Source organism: Aeromonas sp. S9(2024) (assembly GCF_041403185.1).
Lineage (GTDB): Bacteria > Pseudomonadota > Gammaproteobacteria > Enterobacterales > Aeromonadaceae > Aeromonas > Aeromonas enteropelogenes.
In genome coordinates, this window is sequence record NZ_JBGLRE010000011.1 from 1 (window position 1) to 12,955 (window position 12,955).

Below are 12,955 nucleotides of genomic sequence, written 5' to 3' on the forward strand. Positions count from 1 at the left end.
CATCTGCTCGGTCTGCTGGTGACAATTCGGACGCGGGGTGGAGCAGCTCGGTAGCTCGTCGGGCTCATAACCCGAAGGTCGTCGGTTCAAATCCGGCCCCCGCAACCAACTCCTTCTTTATTTTCTTTTATCAATTCCCTCTGATGACGCAACGCCCACGATCTCGCTGTCGTGCAGGCGAATATTGTCGTTTTCGGCCGATGGTCAGGACAAAACTGGCCGCAGCCGCCCTTTGTTCGGTATCATCAGGCATCTCTTATGGATGAGGCGCCTTCCCGTGATCACTCCCTTTACCTATCTTCCTCCCGCTATCGATACCCTGGATGCCAACCTGAGCGAAGTGCTGGCACAGCCCCGGCCGCTGCAGCTGCTGCTTCTCGCCGAGGAGCACAAGGAGTCGCTGCTGGCTCGCCCCGAACTGGCCGGTCTCGCCACCCAGCTTGCCCTTGGCAAGAAGGCCCCTTTTACCCTGATGCAGGGTGGCAGCCTGCTGCAGATCTGCTTCGTGGCCGGCAATGTGGCGCGGGATCATCGCCTGTACAAGCAGATCCGGGAGTGGATGAGCCCCTTGTCCGGACTTAAAGTCGAGCGGGTCGGCCTACATCTGGAGGGGTTTGCCCCCGCAGAGTGCACCATGCTGGCCGAGCTGATGCTCTCGGCCTTGCTGGCCGCCAATGTCCCGCTGCCCACCAGCAAGAGCCGCAGCGAGGGGGGCTGGGCCTATCAGCAGATCCGGGTATCCCCAGCGGTGGTGCTCGATCTGGCTCGTCTTTACAGCGAGGCCGGGGGCAACGGGCTGGCGCGCCATCTGGCGGTGCTGCCGGCCTCCGAGCTGACCGCCGCCAGTTATCGTGAATTCGTCAGCCAGCTGGCCCAGGAGGAGGGGTGGCAGTGCCATCACTATGATCAGGCCCAGCTGGCCGAGCTGGGGGCGGGGGCATTTCTGGCCGTGACCCGCGGCTCGGAAGACAACCAGGGGGCCCTGGTCAAACTCAGTTATTGCCCGTCCCAACCGGTGCGGCGCCTGGCCTTGGTGGGCAAGGGAATTTGCCACGACTCCGGCGGCTACAACCTCAAGGTCTCCGGCAGCATGTATGGCATGCATCTGGACATGGGGGGCAGCGCGGTGGCACTGGGGGCGCTCTACGCCATCAGCCGGGCCCGCCTGCCCTACGAGGTGCACTGCTGGCTGGCCATCGCCGAGAACCACATCGGCCCTCATGCCTATCGGCCGGGAGAGGTGGTGACGGCCAGCAACGGCATCACCATCGAGGTGGTGGATACCGATGCTGAGGGGCGCATGGTGCTGGCGGATGCTCTGGCCATGGCGGTGCAGGACACCCCGGATCTGCTCATTGACTACGCCACCCTGACCGGTGCCTGCAAGCGGGCACTCGGCAGCCGTTACAGCGGCGTTTTCACCAACCGCAACGAATGGCTGACGCCGCTGATCGGCCTGGGGCAGCACAGTGGCGAGCGGGTCTGGCCCTTCCCGCTGGATGAGGACTATGACGACAACATAGAGAGCGAGTGGGCGGATCTGCTGCAGTGTGCCCCCGGCAGCTCGCCGGATCACATCGATGCGGCCCGTTTCCTCGCCCATTTCGTGCCCGAGCAGACTCCCTGGGTGCACCTGGATCTGAGCGGTTTTCGCAGCAAGGGGGGCAATGGCGTGGTCGCCAGCGAAGTAACCGGGTTTGGCGTGCGCCTGACCCTGGATCTGCTGGCAAGCCCCCTCGGCAGGGCACAGGCCCGCGCCGCCACACAACCTGAATGATGACAAGGATCCCCGTGAAACAACCAAGTTATGACTGGGTGCTGTTCGATCTGGATGAAACCCTGCTCGATTTCCCGGTGGCCAAGGCGCTGGAGCAGACTCTCCAGCACTATGGCGTTACCCCCGATGCGGCCGATATGGCCCGCTATCACGAACTGAACCATGCCCTATGGCAGCAATACAACAGCGGCGAGATTGATGCCGCGACCCTGCAGCAGACCCGTTTTTCCCTGTTCGCCGGGCAGGTGGCGGTTGACCCCATGGCGATGAACAACACCTTCCTGACCCGGATCATCGCCCTGAGCAACCCCCTGGATGGGGTGGTCGAGACCTTGCTGCAACTCAAGGAGCGGGTCCGGATGGGGATCATCACCAATGGTTTCAGCGTGCCCCAGCGCGGTCGCTTGGACAAACTTGGCTGGGATCAGTGGTTCGAACCGCTGGTGATCTCAGATGAAATTCAGGTGACCAAGCCGGCTCCCGCCATCTTCCAGCACACCCTGTCCCTGATGGGGCAGCCGGATCCGGCGCGGGTCTTGATGGTGGGCGACAATCCCAAGACGGATATTGCAGGAGCGGCGGCGCAGGGGCTGGCGACCTGCTGGTACAACCCGGCCAAAGCGTCGCATCCGTGCGAGGCAACCCACGAAATTCATCACTTCTCCCATCTCTCCCGCATCGTGCTGGGGTAACCCGGACGGACAACCAGCAAGCGGGGAGGCCAGAGGGTCTCCCCGTTTTTTTCGGGTGCCAGCGAGCCCGGCCAGCCATGCGAGATGGCAGCAGGGGTGTTCCTACGCAGGACGAGGCGAGCGGAATGGATTGGGGATGGGATCGCGATGGCGGTCGTGAAGGTGCACCCTAGGTGCATCCCTCACAGTTCGTGGGCGTGGAATCCCTTGCGATAACGGGCTTCACAGCGGGGACAGCGTTGCAGGGTTGGATCCTGCTCCAGCTGTTCGATGGCCAGAGGTTCTTCGCAGTCGGAGCAAAGACCATAGAGGCCGAGATCCATCTGGCAAAGCGCCGCATCGATCCGCTTGAGGCGCAGCACGCTCTGTTCCACCTTGGGCAGATCCAGCCGGCTGGTGAGTTCGACCAGCTGATCCTGTTCGCAGTGATCGACCCGTTCTGCCCAGTCGTCACGGCGTGAGGCTTTAAGCTGAGCGATCAGCGTTTCACGTTCTTGAGCCCAGTCGGACAGCAGGCGATTACGCCAGACAGCCAACTGTGCTTGCGTCATTTCACACACATTATCCCCCACAGGACATACCACAGATGCGAGGCAGTATAGGGAACGGATAAAGCTATCAAGATGACATGCGTCAAGTTAAACGTGGTTAGCCGTGGGTTTTGGCCGCTTGCAGCAAGGCATCGCGAATGGGGGCAGTCTCTTTCAGCACCCGGATATCACGAAACAGCAGATCGGCCTGCGGGTATTCTCGCTTGAGATAGCTGAACCACTGCTTGATGCGGCTGGGATAGTAGTCGGCCTTGTCGCTGGCCAGATCCTGCTCGGTGTAGCTCACCATCAGCTGCAACACTTCGCCCCAGCTCATGTGGGCGCATCCCGTCTTCATCACGTTGGCGAGGTTGGGCAATGAGATGGCGCCGCGGCCCACCATGAGGGCATCACAGCCGGAGACCCGGGCGCAGGTCAGGGCATCAGCATGGTTCCAAATCTCGCCGTTGGCGGTGACGGGGATGGGCAGGGCGCGGCGAATGTCGTCCACATATTCCCAGTGGGCGGGGGCCTTGTAACCTTCGCGCTTGGTGCGGGCGTGGACCGCGAGCTCGTCGGCGCCGGCCTGATAAACTGCCCGGGCATTGTCCAGGTAGAGTTCCTTGTCATCGTAACCGAGGCGGATCTTGGCGCTGACCGGCAGATGAGCGGGCACAGCCTCTCGCACCGCCTTGACGATGCGATAGATGGTCTCGGGTTCTTTCAACAGCACGGCGCCCCCCTTGCTCTTGTTGACCGTGGGGGCGGGGCAGCCGAAGTTGAGATCCACCCCGGGGGAGCCGAGCTCGATGGCGCGCAGCGCATTTTCGGCCAGCCATTCGGGGTGCTGTCCCAGCAGCTGAACTCGCACCGGGGTGCCGGCGCGGGTCTTGCCATCCTGCAACAGCTCCGGACAGAGGCGGTAGAACACCTTGGCGGGCAGCAGCTGATCCACGATCCGGATAAATTCACTGACACACAGGTCGTAATCATTGACGGAGGTGAGCACCTCCCGCATCAGGTGATCCAGCACCCCCTGCATGGGGGCCAAAATAACGCGCATAACCAGTTCCGAAGGCAAGAATAAAAAAGAGCGCAGATTGTAGTGGGAATGGGGGGCGCTGTCAGCCGTTGGCCGGCGAGAAAACCCGCACCTGCATCGCGAGGCGCAGGCAATTGTGCCAGCCGTGAGTCAAACTCTGTTAGGCTTGCACCGGGCAATTGATATGAGGGGTTTGCATGAAACGTTGGTGTCTGATGGCATTGGGCTGGCTGGCATTTGTGACCGGTATCGTCGGCATCGTCTTGCCGTTGCTGCCGACCACCCCCTTCATGTTGCTGGCGGCGGCCCTGTTTGCTCGCTCATCGCCGCGCTTTCATCACTGGTTGCTGACTCACCCCTGGTTCGGCCCGCCTATCATCGACTGGCAGCAGTATCGCGCCATTCGCCGGCACGCCCGGCGGCGGGCCGTGCTGTTCATCCTGCTCACCTTTTCGGTCTCCCTCGCCGTGGTGCCTCTGCTGTGGGTCAAGGGGCTCCTGCTGGTCATCATGGCTGTCCTGCTTACCTGGTTAATGCGCCTGCCGGTGCTGGAGCCAGTTGCAATGGCGAAGTGAAGTCCCTAAGCTATTGCGGCAATAATGCTTGGAGTCGGCCCGTCATTTTTGCATGACGGGCCTTTTTATTTTCCCGCAGACGGGAATTGAGAAACGGCCACTCCTGGGTCAAAAAATAAGCGGTTAACAAATGAATCCGGAAACTCTGAAATTTATCGAAGCGAGCATCAAGACCATCCCCGACTATCCGAAGCCGGGCATCATGTTTCGCGACATCACCAGCCTGGTAGAGAACGCCGAGGCGTTCAAGGCCACCATCGATCTGCTGGTCGAGCACTACCGTGATCAAGGTTTCACCAAGGTTGTCGGTACCGAAGCGCGCGGTTTCATCTTTGGCGCGCCGGTTGCCTGTGCGCTGGGCGTCGGTTTCGTGCCGGTCCGCAAGCCGGGCAAGCTGCCTCGCGAGGTGATGGAAGAGTCCTACGAGCTCGAATACGGCACCGATACCCTGCAGATGCACACCGATGCCATCGTGGCCGGTGACAAGGTGTTGGTGGTGGACGATCTGCTGGCCACCGGCGGTACCGTCGATGCGGCCGTCAAGCTGATCCGCCGCGCTGGCGGTGAAGTGACCGATGCTGCCTTCGTTATCTCCCTGCCTGCGCTAGGTGGCGATGCCCGCCTGACCGCCGCCGGCGTCAAGGTGCTCTCTCTGGTCGAATTCGACGGCGAGTAACCTCTCTTCGGGCCCAACCTGCCGGTTCGGGCCCGGTTGCAAACCGGTGCCTTGGTGGCATCGGTTTGAAAATCAAGCGATCCCTCCCGCCTCGGCCGATAGCCGATACAGCAGGCCCCGCATTTGTGTTAGCATCCGGCCTCAATGCCCTGTCTTCCCAGCATGATGGATTTATGAGCTATCAGGTTCTGGCGCGTAAATGGCGCCCCCATACGTTTGAACAAGTGGTAGGCCAGCAACATGTGCTGACCGCCTTGACCAACGCCCTGGATCAGGGACGACTGCATCACGCCTATCTGCTGAGCGGTACCCGCGGGGTCGGCAAGACTACCATCGCCCGCATCCTGGCCAAGAGCCTCAACTGCGAGCAGGGGATCAGCAGCCACCCGTGCGGCGTGTGCGACACCTGCCACGAGATCGATCAGGGCAACTTCGTCGACCTGCTGGAGATCGACGCGGCCTCGCGCACCAAGGTGGAAGATACCCGCGAGCTGCTCGACAACGTGCAGTACCGCCCAGCCCGTGGCCGCTTCAAGGTTTACCTCATCGACGAAGTGCACATGTTGTCGCGCCACAGCTTCAACGCCCTGCTGAAGACCCTGGAAGAGCCGCCCCCCTATGTGAAGTTTCTGCTGGCGACCACGGATCCCCAGAAGCTGCCCATTACCATTCTCTCGCGCTGCCTGCAGTTTCATCTCAAGAGTCTGGATCAGACCCAGATCGCCAAGCAGCTCGAGTGGGTGCTGGATCAGGAGGGACAGCCCTTCGAACCGCGCGCCTTGCTGGCCCTGGCCAAGGCGGCCGACGGCAGCATGCGCGATGCCCTGAGCCTGACCGATCAGGCGCTGGCCCACGGCAACGGCAGCGTGCGTCTGGACAGCGTACTGGCCATGCTGGGGACCCTGGATCACCGTCATCTGCACCAGTTGCTGGAGGCGATCCTGCGCCAGGATGCGCCGGCCACCATGGCCAAGATCACCGAAATCGCCACCCTGGGCCCCGATTTTGATCAGCTCCACGCCGAGCTGGAAGGGCTGCTGCACCGCATCGCCATGGCCCAGCTGCTGCCTGCCAGCGTGCAGGAGCAGGGAGCGGATGCCGATGCCCTGCTGCAACTGGCCAAGGCCATGAGCCCGGAAGAGGTGCAGCTCTGCTACCAGATCGTGCTGGGGGGGCGCAAGGACTTGCCCTGGGCCCCCGATGGCCGCACCGCGCTGGAGATGACCTGCCTGCGGATGCTCGCCTTCTCGCCCCGGCGCGAGGTGCTGCATCCTGCCAGCCTGAGCGCCTTGCCGCCCTCCATGGCGCCCGCGCCAGTGGCTGAGATGGGAACCCTGCCGGGAAAGCTTCCGGCCGCTGAGCATGGGGCGCTGCCAGCCGCCAGCGAAGCGGCGAGCGTTGCTGCACCCAACCCGCCGGCTGCGGCACCGGTTGTCGAGCCTGCTGGTGCCACCGATGCGAGCGAGGTCGCGAGCTTTGAGGAAGAGGCGCAGGCCGCCGAGCTCTTCAGCCAGCAGGATGAATTGCTGCGCGAAGCGGCCGGAATGGGGTATCAGCCTGATGCGATTCTGGCGGATGACGCCGTTTCTTCGGGCGAACTTCAGGCTCCGGCTCACGGGGATAACCCGGGGGAAGGGATGGAGCCTTTGGTTAGCGGCCCTGCCGGTCAGGTGTCGGCGATGGCTGCACCTGTGGCCTCGGCGGCTCCTCAGGTTGAGGCCGAACCGGCTCCCGTGTCGATGGTTTCGAGCATGCAGAGCCTGCTTGGCAAGCGCAACATGCTGCGCAGTCGCCAGCGGGGTCAGGATCCGGTCGCGACGACGCCCGCGCCACGAGCGGTGCCCGTGGCCCCGGCTCGCTCAGCCGCCGTGATGCCTGCCGCGCCAGCTATCCCGCCGTCGCAGCCTGCGCCTCAACCTTCACCTCAATCCCAAAGCCGTCAGTCGGCCGCTCAGGGGGGGCCCGCCATGGGTCAGTATGGGGAACTGCCGCCGGTGGATCTCTATGCCGATGGCTATGACGAGGGGGGTGATAACGGAGACTATGAAGAGTATCTGAGCCAGAGCTTTATGGCTTCGCCCATGCCGGCACCTTCTGCGGCTCCTGCCGGTGGAAACGCTGTTGTCCAGGTCAGTCAGTCGGCTCAAGCGAGCGATCTGCCCCCCTGGGATCTGGAGGGGCAGCCAAGCTATCAGCCGGGCGGGCAGGTCGCACCTGCCGCCGCCGAGGTGCCGCCGCCTGCGGCAGCCACGCCGGCACAGGTGGCCGGCAGCGAAGCGGCCCAGCCAGTGATGGAGGCCATCGACTGGGATGAGCTCGAGGGCGACGATATCCCGCAAGAGGGGGAGGCGAGCCGCCTTATCCCTTCCTCCCTGCTGAGCAATTGCGGCGACCCCTGGGCCGAGCTGATTGCCCACACGCAAGTGGGTGGACGGCTGCGCCAGCTTGCCATCAACTCGGTGATGACCCGGGAAGGGAACAGGGTGCTGCTGACCCTGAAACCCGAGCAGCGCCACCTGATCAGCGACAAGGCGCGCGCCGATCTGGCCGAGATCATCGGCCCCGCCCTCGGCCAGCCCGTGCAGGTGGAGGTGACCCTGGGTGTGGTGCCTGAGCAGGAGACGCCTCTTGAGATCGAGCATCGCCTCTATCTGGGGGTACGCGAACAGGTGACCCGGGATCTCGAGCAGGATCCCAATATCCAGTTTCTGATCCAGCGGTTTGGTGCCGAGCTTCACAGAGAGAGCATCGAGCCCCTCAACCGCTAACTTCCATGGCCGGGAGCCTGCTCCCGGTTGAAAAGCCGCTTGGCTGTCCCCATCTAGGACAGACAAGCCCACAGCCCGGCGCTGGATGCCGGATTTCAAGACGAGAGACGACATATGTTTGGTAAAGGTGGAATGGGGAACCTGATGAAACAGGCCCAGCAGATGCAAGAGCGCATGCAGAAGATGCAGGAGCAGCTCGCCCAGATGGAAGTGACCGGCGAAGCCGGCGCAGGCATGGTCAAGGTCACCATGACCGGCAGCCACAGCGTGCGTCGCATCGAGATCGATCCCTCCCTGATGGAAGATGACAAGGAGCTGCTGGAAGATCTGGTCGCCGCTGCCTGCAACGATGCCGTGCGTCGTGTAGAAGAGCAGAACAAGACCAAGATGGGCGAACTGACTGGTGGCATGCAGTTGCCGCCAGGCTTCAAGATGCCGTTCTAAGGCGCTTCTCGCCACGCATTCCCACTCCCCGTCGTGACCAGCCGAGGCTGGACAGCATAGGAGGAGATGGCCGAGAAGAGAGGAACGCAGCCACCGCCGCGCAAGCGACAGGGCTGCGTTTTTTATGCCCGCTCACCGGATTTGGCCGTTGGCGCCGCCGTCCAACCTGCATTGCCGATGCCGGCTATCGGATATCCCGGTTTGGCGAGGGCGGACGGGATCGGCATAATGACGCCTTATCAGAGAGGCCCCATCCTCCCCATGCCCGTTTGCAGGCGCAAGAGAGGATGGACAGCCACCCCAGAGGAGATCCCATGAAATATATCGGAGCCCATGTCAGCGCCAGCGGCGGGGTGGAGAACACCATCGCCCGCGCCCAGGCCATCGGCGCCAATGCCTTCGCCCTGTTTACCAAGAACCAGCGCCAATGGCAGGCGGCCCCCCTGTCCGAGGCCAGTATTCGTGCCTTCAAGGCGGCGTGCGAGAAGGGCGGTTTTCTCCCCGAGCAGATCCTGCCCCACGACAGCTACCTCATCAATCTGGGTCACCCCGACCCCGATGCGCTGGCCAAGTCCCGCGACGCGTTTCTCGACGAGATGAAGCGTTGCGAGCAGCTGGGCCTTTGCTACCTCAACTTTCATCCCGGCAGCCACCTCAAGCAGATCCCGGAGGCCGTGAGCCTGCGACTCGTGAGCGAGTCTATCAACTGGGCACTGGAGCGCAGCCAGGGGGTGACGGCGGTGATCGAGAACACCGCGGGGCAGGGCACCAACCTCGGCTGGTCGTTCGAGCACCTCGCCACCATCATCGAGGGGGTGGAAGACAAGAGCCGGGTCGGAGTCTGTTTCGATACCTGTCACGCCTTCGCCGCCGGTTACGATCTGCGCACGCCAGAATCTTGTGCCGAAGTCTTTGCCGAGTTTGAGCGGACGGTCGGCTTTCGGTATCTCAAGGGGATGCATATCAATGGCACCAAGTGCACCTTTGGCAGCCGGGTCGACCGCCATCACAGCCTGCGTGAGGGTAATCTCGGCGAGGCGGTGTTCCATCACATCATGAATGACGATCGTTTCGATCGTATTCCACTGATCCTCGAGACCATCGACGAGTCCATCTGGGGTGAGGAGATCAGCTGGCTGCGCAGTCTGGCGAAGTGATAGTCAGCGAGAGCGAATCAAAGAGAGGGAGCCGTGGCGCCCTCTCTGCTTTTTGCGTTTCCGCCATTAGCGTGTTGGTTTGCCACCAGAGCTCTGGTCAGGCGTTACTCTGCTCGGATCACCTCGGCATTGTTCACCTGAGTCCGGCAGAAGTGGATAAAGTGGCGCAGGGAGGCGGAATGGTATTTCTGCTTGTGCCAGATGAGGGAGAGCTGGCGCGGGAAGCGCTGCTCGAGGGGCAGCACGACCAGACGCCCCGCCTGCAACCGGTCCGAGACCGCGAGGCGGGAGATGAAAGAGATCCCGAGCCCCTTTTCCACCGCCAGCATCACGGCCTCCAGGGTGTTGAGTTCGAGCCCGGCCTGCCAGCGGGGCAGGGCAGGCTGGATCTGCTGGATAAACTGTTCGCGGCTGCCCGATTGCAGCTCCCGCAGCACCCAGGTTTCGTCAGCCAGCCGGGGCAGGGTGAGGGTACCCTGGTTGGCGAGGGGGTGATCCGGATGGGCCACTACCAGCATTTCGTCCTGCAGCCAGGGTTCGGCGATGAGATCCGAGTGATGGTTCTCCCCCTCGATCAGCGCCAGATCCAGCTCGAAGTTGGCCAGCGCATGGCAGAGTTTGTGGGTATTGGTGATGGTCACCTTGGGCGGCAGCCCCAGCTCCTGCTTGCGGCTCGCCAGCAGGGTCGGCAGCAGGTAGTTGCCAATGGTCTGGCTGGCACCGAGGCGCAACTGGCCGCTCGGTTTGGCATCCGGGCTGAACAGGTTTTCGATATCCTGCATCCGGGTCAGCAGCTCTTCGGCGGCGGGTTGCAGCAGACGTCCCTCGTTGTTGAGCTGCAATCCGGGATGGATGCGATCAAAGAGCGGGGTACCCAGCTGGCGTTCCAGCTCCTGCAACGACTGGGAGACGGCGCCCTTGCTCAGGCAGAGCTCGTTGGCGGCGAGTCCCAGGTTGCCGTAACGGGCGATGGTGGCGAAGACCTTGAGTTGTTGCAGGGTCAGCTTCATGGTGTTTGATCTTCCTGAACATATGATTCAATTCATTTGGATATCCTAAACGACATACGGCCATTATCCTATCGCCATCGTCTGATAGAGAAAGGTGTCGTCATGATCGCAAGAACCCGTAAATCCTTAGGCAAAGCTCCGACCCCCATGGCGGGTCTGGCGCTTGGCATCGCCAGTCTCGGTTGGTGTTGGGAAAATGCCGGTCAGTTCGATGGGCGCATGCAGCTGCTGGGTGCCGCTGTGGCCGCCGTGCTGCTGTTGATCCTGACCTTCAAGTTTTTGCTTCATCCCCGTCTCTTATGGCAAGACCTGGCTCACCCCGTGGTGGGTAGCGTGGTGCCTACCTACGCCATGGGGACCATGGTGGTGTCAAAAGCGCTGGGGATGATGGCGCCGCAGGCGGGTGAGGCACTCTGGTTGTTTGCCGTGGCCATTCACCTGATCTTCCTGGCCACCTTTATCTGGCACCGTGCCAAAGAGTTCGAAATTCACCACATGGTGCCGAGCTGGTTCGTGCCGCCGGTGGGCATTATCGTGGCCGATGTCGCCTTCCCGGGTGGCCAGTTTGCCGCGCTGGCCAACGGGTTGCTCTGGTTTGGCATCATCTGCTATGGCCTGATGCTGCCGCTGATGCTCTATCGCCTCATCTTCAGTCATGAAGTACCGGACGCAGCCAAGCCGACCATCGCCATTCTGGCGGCCCCTGCCAGCCTCTCCCTGGCCGGTTACCTGACCGTCAGCCAGGATCCCTCCCTGCTGCTGGTGGCCGTGCTGCTGGGGATCGCCATCCTGATGACCGGCATCATCTATCTGGCCTTCATCAAGTTGCTGCGCCTGCCGTTTTCCCCCGGCTATGCAGCCTTCACCTTCCCGATGGTGATCGGCGCCACCGCCTTGTTCAAGGTGGCCAACCTGGTCAGTGGCTGGCCGCAGGCAGCACACTATGTGGAGCAGATCAGATTGCTTGCCCACGTCGAGCTGGGAATTGCGACCGTGATCGTCGGTTATGTGGCTCTGCGTTATCTGATGTTCTTCCTGCCGCAGCGGGAGCCCGCAGTCGAGGGAGGCATGGCGCATCGCTAACCCCGTTTGATGCTCTGCCGCCCCTGATGAAACAATCGTCAACATGCCCCGCCAAGCGGGGCATTTTTCATTATTTTGTCGCAGATTAATGAATTCACGGCACTTTTATTCGTTTGTCTGAGAATTCACTGGTATTACCTGTCAGGCCAACTACAATGCCTCACCACTTTTCGCTTGACTCCAATCGATGACCGTCCAAGAAGACCCCGTATTTCACGCCTCTTTCAAACCCCGTTTGTTGCATCCCCGTTACTGGTTGAGCTGGCTGGCGCTGGCGATCTTGATGGTGCTGGCCTTTGTGCCGGTTCGTCTGCGGGATCGCCTGGCCGAAGCTTTGACGCCCCTGGTGTTCCGCTTTTCCAAAAAACAGATCTATATCGCCAGAACCAACCTGGCTATCTGTTTTCCCGAGAAGAGTGCGGCCGAGCGGGATGCCATTGCGATGACCTCCATCCGGGTCGGTCTCAAGAGTCTGCTGGGATTTGGCGAGTTCACCGTGCGCAGCCCCCGTTACCTGATGAAGCGGATCCAGGTCAGCGGCTGGGAACATATCGAGGCCGAGCGTCAGGCCGGCCGTCCGGTGATCCTGGTGGTACCCCATACTTGGCCGGTGGATGCGGCCGGTTACTGTTTCACCCAGCGTGGCGTGCCCATGTGCACCATGATGAAGCGGGCCCGCAATCCGGTGTTTGACTGGCACCTCAACCGGGCCAGGGCCAAGAATGGCTGCCGGGTCTACGAGCGCAGCGCCGGGATCAAGGCGGTGATCAGAACCATCAAGGGGGGGCATAGCTTCTTCTACCTGCCGGATCAGGATCACGGGCGCGAGAAGAGCATCTTCGTTCCCTTCTTCAACTATCCCAAGGCGACCCTGCCCGCCCTGCCACGACTGGTGCAGGTGAGTGGTGCCAAGGCCGTGCCGCTGCTGGCTGGCTACGATGAAGCCGCTCACTGTTACCGCTTGGAGATAGAAGCACCGTTTGACAACTATCCCACCGAGGATGTGATAGCGGATACCCGGCGGATGAACGATATGGTGCAACAGCAGCTCACTCGCCACCCCGGTCAGTACATGTGGTTTCTCAAGATCTTCGATACCCGCGAACACCAGGAAGGGCCGGACGGCCTCTATGAGGCGGGGATCCAGCGGATCCGAAAGGGGTTGTCACCCCAGCCCTGATTTACTTCGTTGCAAAAATGG

Annotated in this window: 12 protein-coding genes and 1 tRNA gene; 10 read left to right on the forward strand and 3 right to left on the reverse strand. The window is 61.9% G+C overall.

The genetic code is table 11. The annotated features are described in order from the left end of the window. Positions 1-31: 31 nt before the first annotated feature. From ACB028_RS16380 to yjjG, 3 genes are all read left to right on the forward strand, one after another. A tRNA-Met gene (locus ACB028_RS16380) sits at positions 32-108 on the forward strand. A gap of 169 nt (positions 109-277) precedes the next feature. Next, on the forward strand, positions 278-1,777 hold the full coding sequence (locus tag ACB028_RS16385; protein WP_371144807.1) for a leucyl aminopeptidase family protein: 1,500 nt from the start codon (positions 278-280) through the stop codon (positions 1,775-1,777). A 14-nt stretch (positions 1,778-1,791) separates the two neighbouring features. Further along, positions 1,792-2,469: a pyrimidine 5'-nucleotidase gene (gene yjjG / locus ACB028_RS16390; protein WP_201939791.1), complete on the forward strand. Its 678-nt coding sequence runs from the start codon at positions 1,792-1,794 to the stop codon at positions 2,467-2,469. 182 nt (positions 2,470-2,651) lie between these two features. Here the strand turns inward: yjjG and ACB028_RS16395 are convergent, their stop codons facing one another. Together ACB028_RS16395 and dusC are read right to left on the reverse strand one after the other, a co-directional pair. Further along, positions 2,652-3,020, reverse strand: a complete 369-nt coding sequence (locus ACB028_RS16395; RefSeq protein ID WP_026457127.1) for a TraR/DksA C4-type zinc finger protein — start codon at positions 3,018-3,020, stop codon at positions 2,652-2,654. A gap of 97 nt (positions 3,021-3,117) precedes the next feature. Next, on the reverse strand, positions 3,118-4,062 hold the full coding sequence (gene dusC, locus ACB028_RS16400; RefSeq protein WP_371144750.1) for a tRNA dihydrouridine(16) synthase DusC: 945 nt from the start codon (positions 4,060-4,062) through the stop codon (positions 3,118-3,120). A 176-nt stretch (positions 4,063-4,238) separates the two neighbouring features. Here dusC and ACB028_RS16405 point away from each other — a divergent pair, with 176 nt between their 5' ends. From ACB028_RS16405 to nfo, 5 genes are all read left to right on the forward strand, one after another. Then, the gene (locus ACB028_RS16405; protein WP_371144751.1) at positions 4,239-4,616 is read left to right on the forward strand and encodes a YbaN family protein; all 378 of its coding nucleotides are present in this window, start codon (positions 4,239-4,241) and stop codon (positions 4,614-4,616) included. A 130-nt stretch (positions 4,617-4,746) separates the two neighbouring features. Continuing rightward, positions 4,747-5,292 carry an adenine phosphoribosyltransferase gene (gene apt, locus ACB028_RS16410; protein WP_042027371.1) on the forward strand — a complete coding sequence of 182 codons (546 nt, stop codon included), beginning with the start codon at positions 4,747-4,749 and terminating at the stop codon, positions 5,290-5,292. 173 nt (positions 5,293-5,465) lie between these two features. Then, a complete protein-coding gene (gene dnaX, locus ACB028_RS16415; RefSeq protein WP_371144752.1) occupies positions 5,466-8,060 on the forward strand; it encodes a DNA polymerase III subunit gamma/tau in 2,595 nt (864 codons plus the stop codon). Positions 8,061-8,174: 114 nt separating this feature from the next. Then, a complete protein-coding gene (locus ACB028_RS16420; RefSeq protein ID WP_041210739.1) occupies positions 8,175-8,504 on the forward strand; it encodes a YbaB/EbfC family nucleoid-associated protein in 330 nt (109 codons plus the stop codon). 314 nt (positions 8,505-8,818) lie between these two features. Further along, positions 8,819-9,661: a deoxyribonuclease IV gene (gene nfo, locus ACB028_RS16425; protein WP_371144753.1), complete on the forward strand. Its 843-nt coding sequence runs from the start codon at positions 8,819-8,821 to the stop codon at positions 9,659-9,661. A gap of 104 nt (positions 9,662-9,765) precedes the next feature. Here the strand turns inward: nfo and ACB028_RS16430 are convergent, their stop codons facing one another. Next, positions 9,766-10,671 carry a LysR substrate-binding domain-containing protein gene (locus ACB028_RS16430; RefSeq protein WP_371144754.1) on the reverse strand — a complete coding sequence of 302 codons (906 nt, stop codon included), beginning with the start codon at positions 10,669-10,671 and terminating at the stop codon, positions 9,766-9,768. A 102-nt stretch (positions 10,672-10,773) separates the two neighbouring features. Here ACB028_RS16430 and ACB028_RS16435 point away from each other — a divergent pair, with 102 nt between their 5' ends. Together ACB028_RS16435 and lpxM are read left to right on the forward strand one after the other, a co-directional pair. Continuing rightward, complete coding sequence (locus tag ACB028_RS16435; RefSeq protein WP_042027365.1) at positions 10,774-11,754, forward strand: TDT family transporter; 981 nt, start codon at positions 10,774-10,776, stop codon at positions 11,752-11,754. A 187-nt stretch (positions 11,755-11,941) separates the two neighbouring features. Beyond that, entirely contained in the window at positions 11,942-12,934 is a 993-nt protein-coding gene (gene lpxM, locus ACB028_RS16440; protein ID WP_042027363.1) for a lauroyl-Kdo(2)-lipid IV(A) myristoyltransferase, read from the forward strand. Positions 12,935-12,955: the final 21 nt, after the last annotated feature.

Excerpts from the sequence above, each read along its gene's own strand:
- ACB028_RS16395 (WP_026457127.1), bottom strand. The coding sequence starts at position 3,020 with ATGACGCAAGCACAGTTGGCTGTCTGGCGTAATCGCCTGCTGTCCGAC.
- dusC (WP_371144750.1), bottom strand. The coding sequence starts at position 4,062 with ATGCGCGTTATTTTGGCCCCCATGCAGGGGGTGCTGGATCACCTGATG.
- ACB028_RS16405 (WP_371144751.1), top strand. The coding sequence starts at position 4,239 with ATGAAACGTTGGTGTCTGATGGCATTGGGCTGGCTGGCATTTGTGACC.
- apt (WP_042027371.1), top strand. The coding sequence starts at position 4,747 with ATGAATCCGGAAACTCTGAAATTTATCGAAGCGAGCATCAAGACCATC.
- dnaX (WP_371144752.1), top strand. The coding sequence starts at position 5,466 with ATGAGCTATCAGGTTCTGGCGCGTAAATGGCGCCCCCATACGTTTGAA.
- ACB028_RS16420 (WP_041210739.1), top strand. The coding sequence starts at position 8,175 with ATGTTTGGTAAAGGTGGAATGGGGAACCTGATGAAACAGGCCCAGCAG.
- nfo (WP_371144753.1), top strand. The coding sequence starts at position 8,819 with ATGAAATATATCGGAGCCCATGTCAGCGCCAGCGGCGGGGTGGAGAAC.
- ACB028_RS16430 (WP_371144754.1), bottom strand. The coding sequence starts at position 10,671 with ATGAAGCTGACCCTGCAACAACTCAAGGTCTTCGCCACCATCGCCCGT.
- ACB028_RS16435 (WP_042027365.1), top strand. The coding sequence starts at position 10,774 with ATGATCGCAAGAACCCGTAAATCCTTAGGCAAAGCTCCGACCCCCATG.
- lpxM (WP_042027363.1), top strand. The coding sequence starts at position 11,942 with ATGACCGTCCAAGAAGACCCCGTATTTCACGCCTCTTTCAAACCCCGT.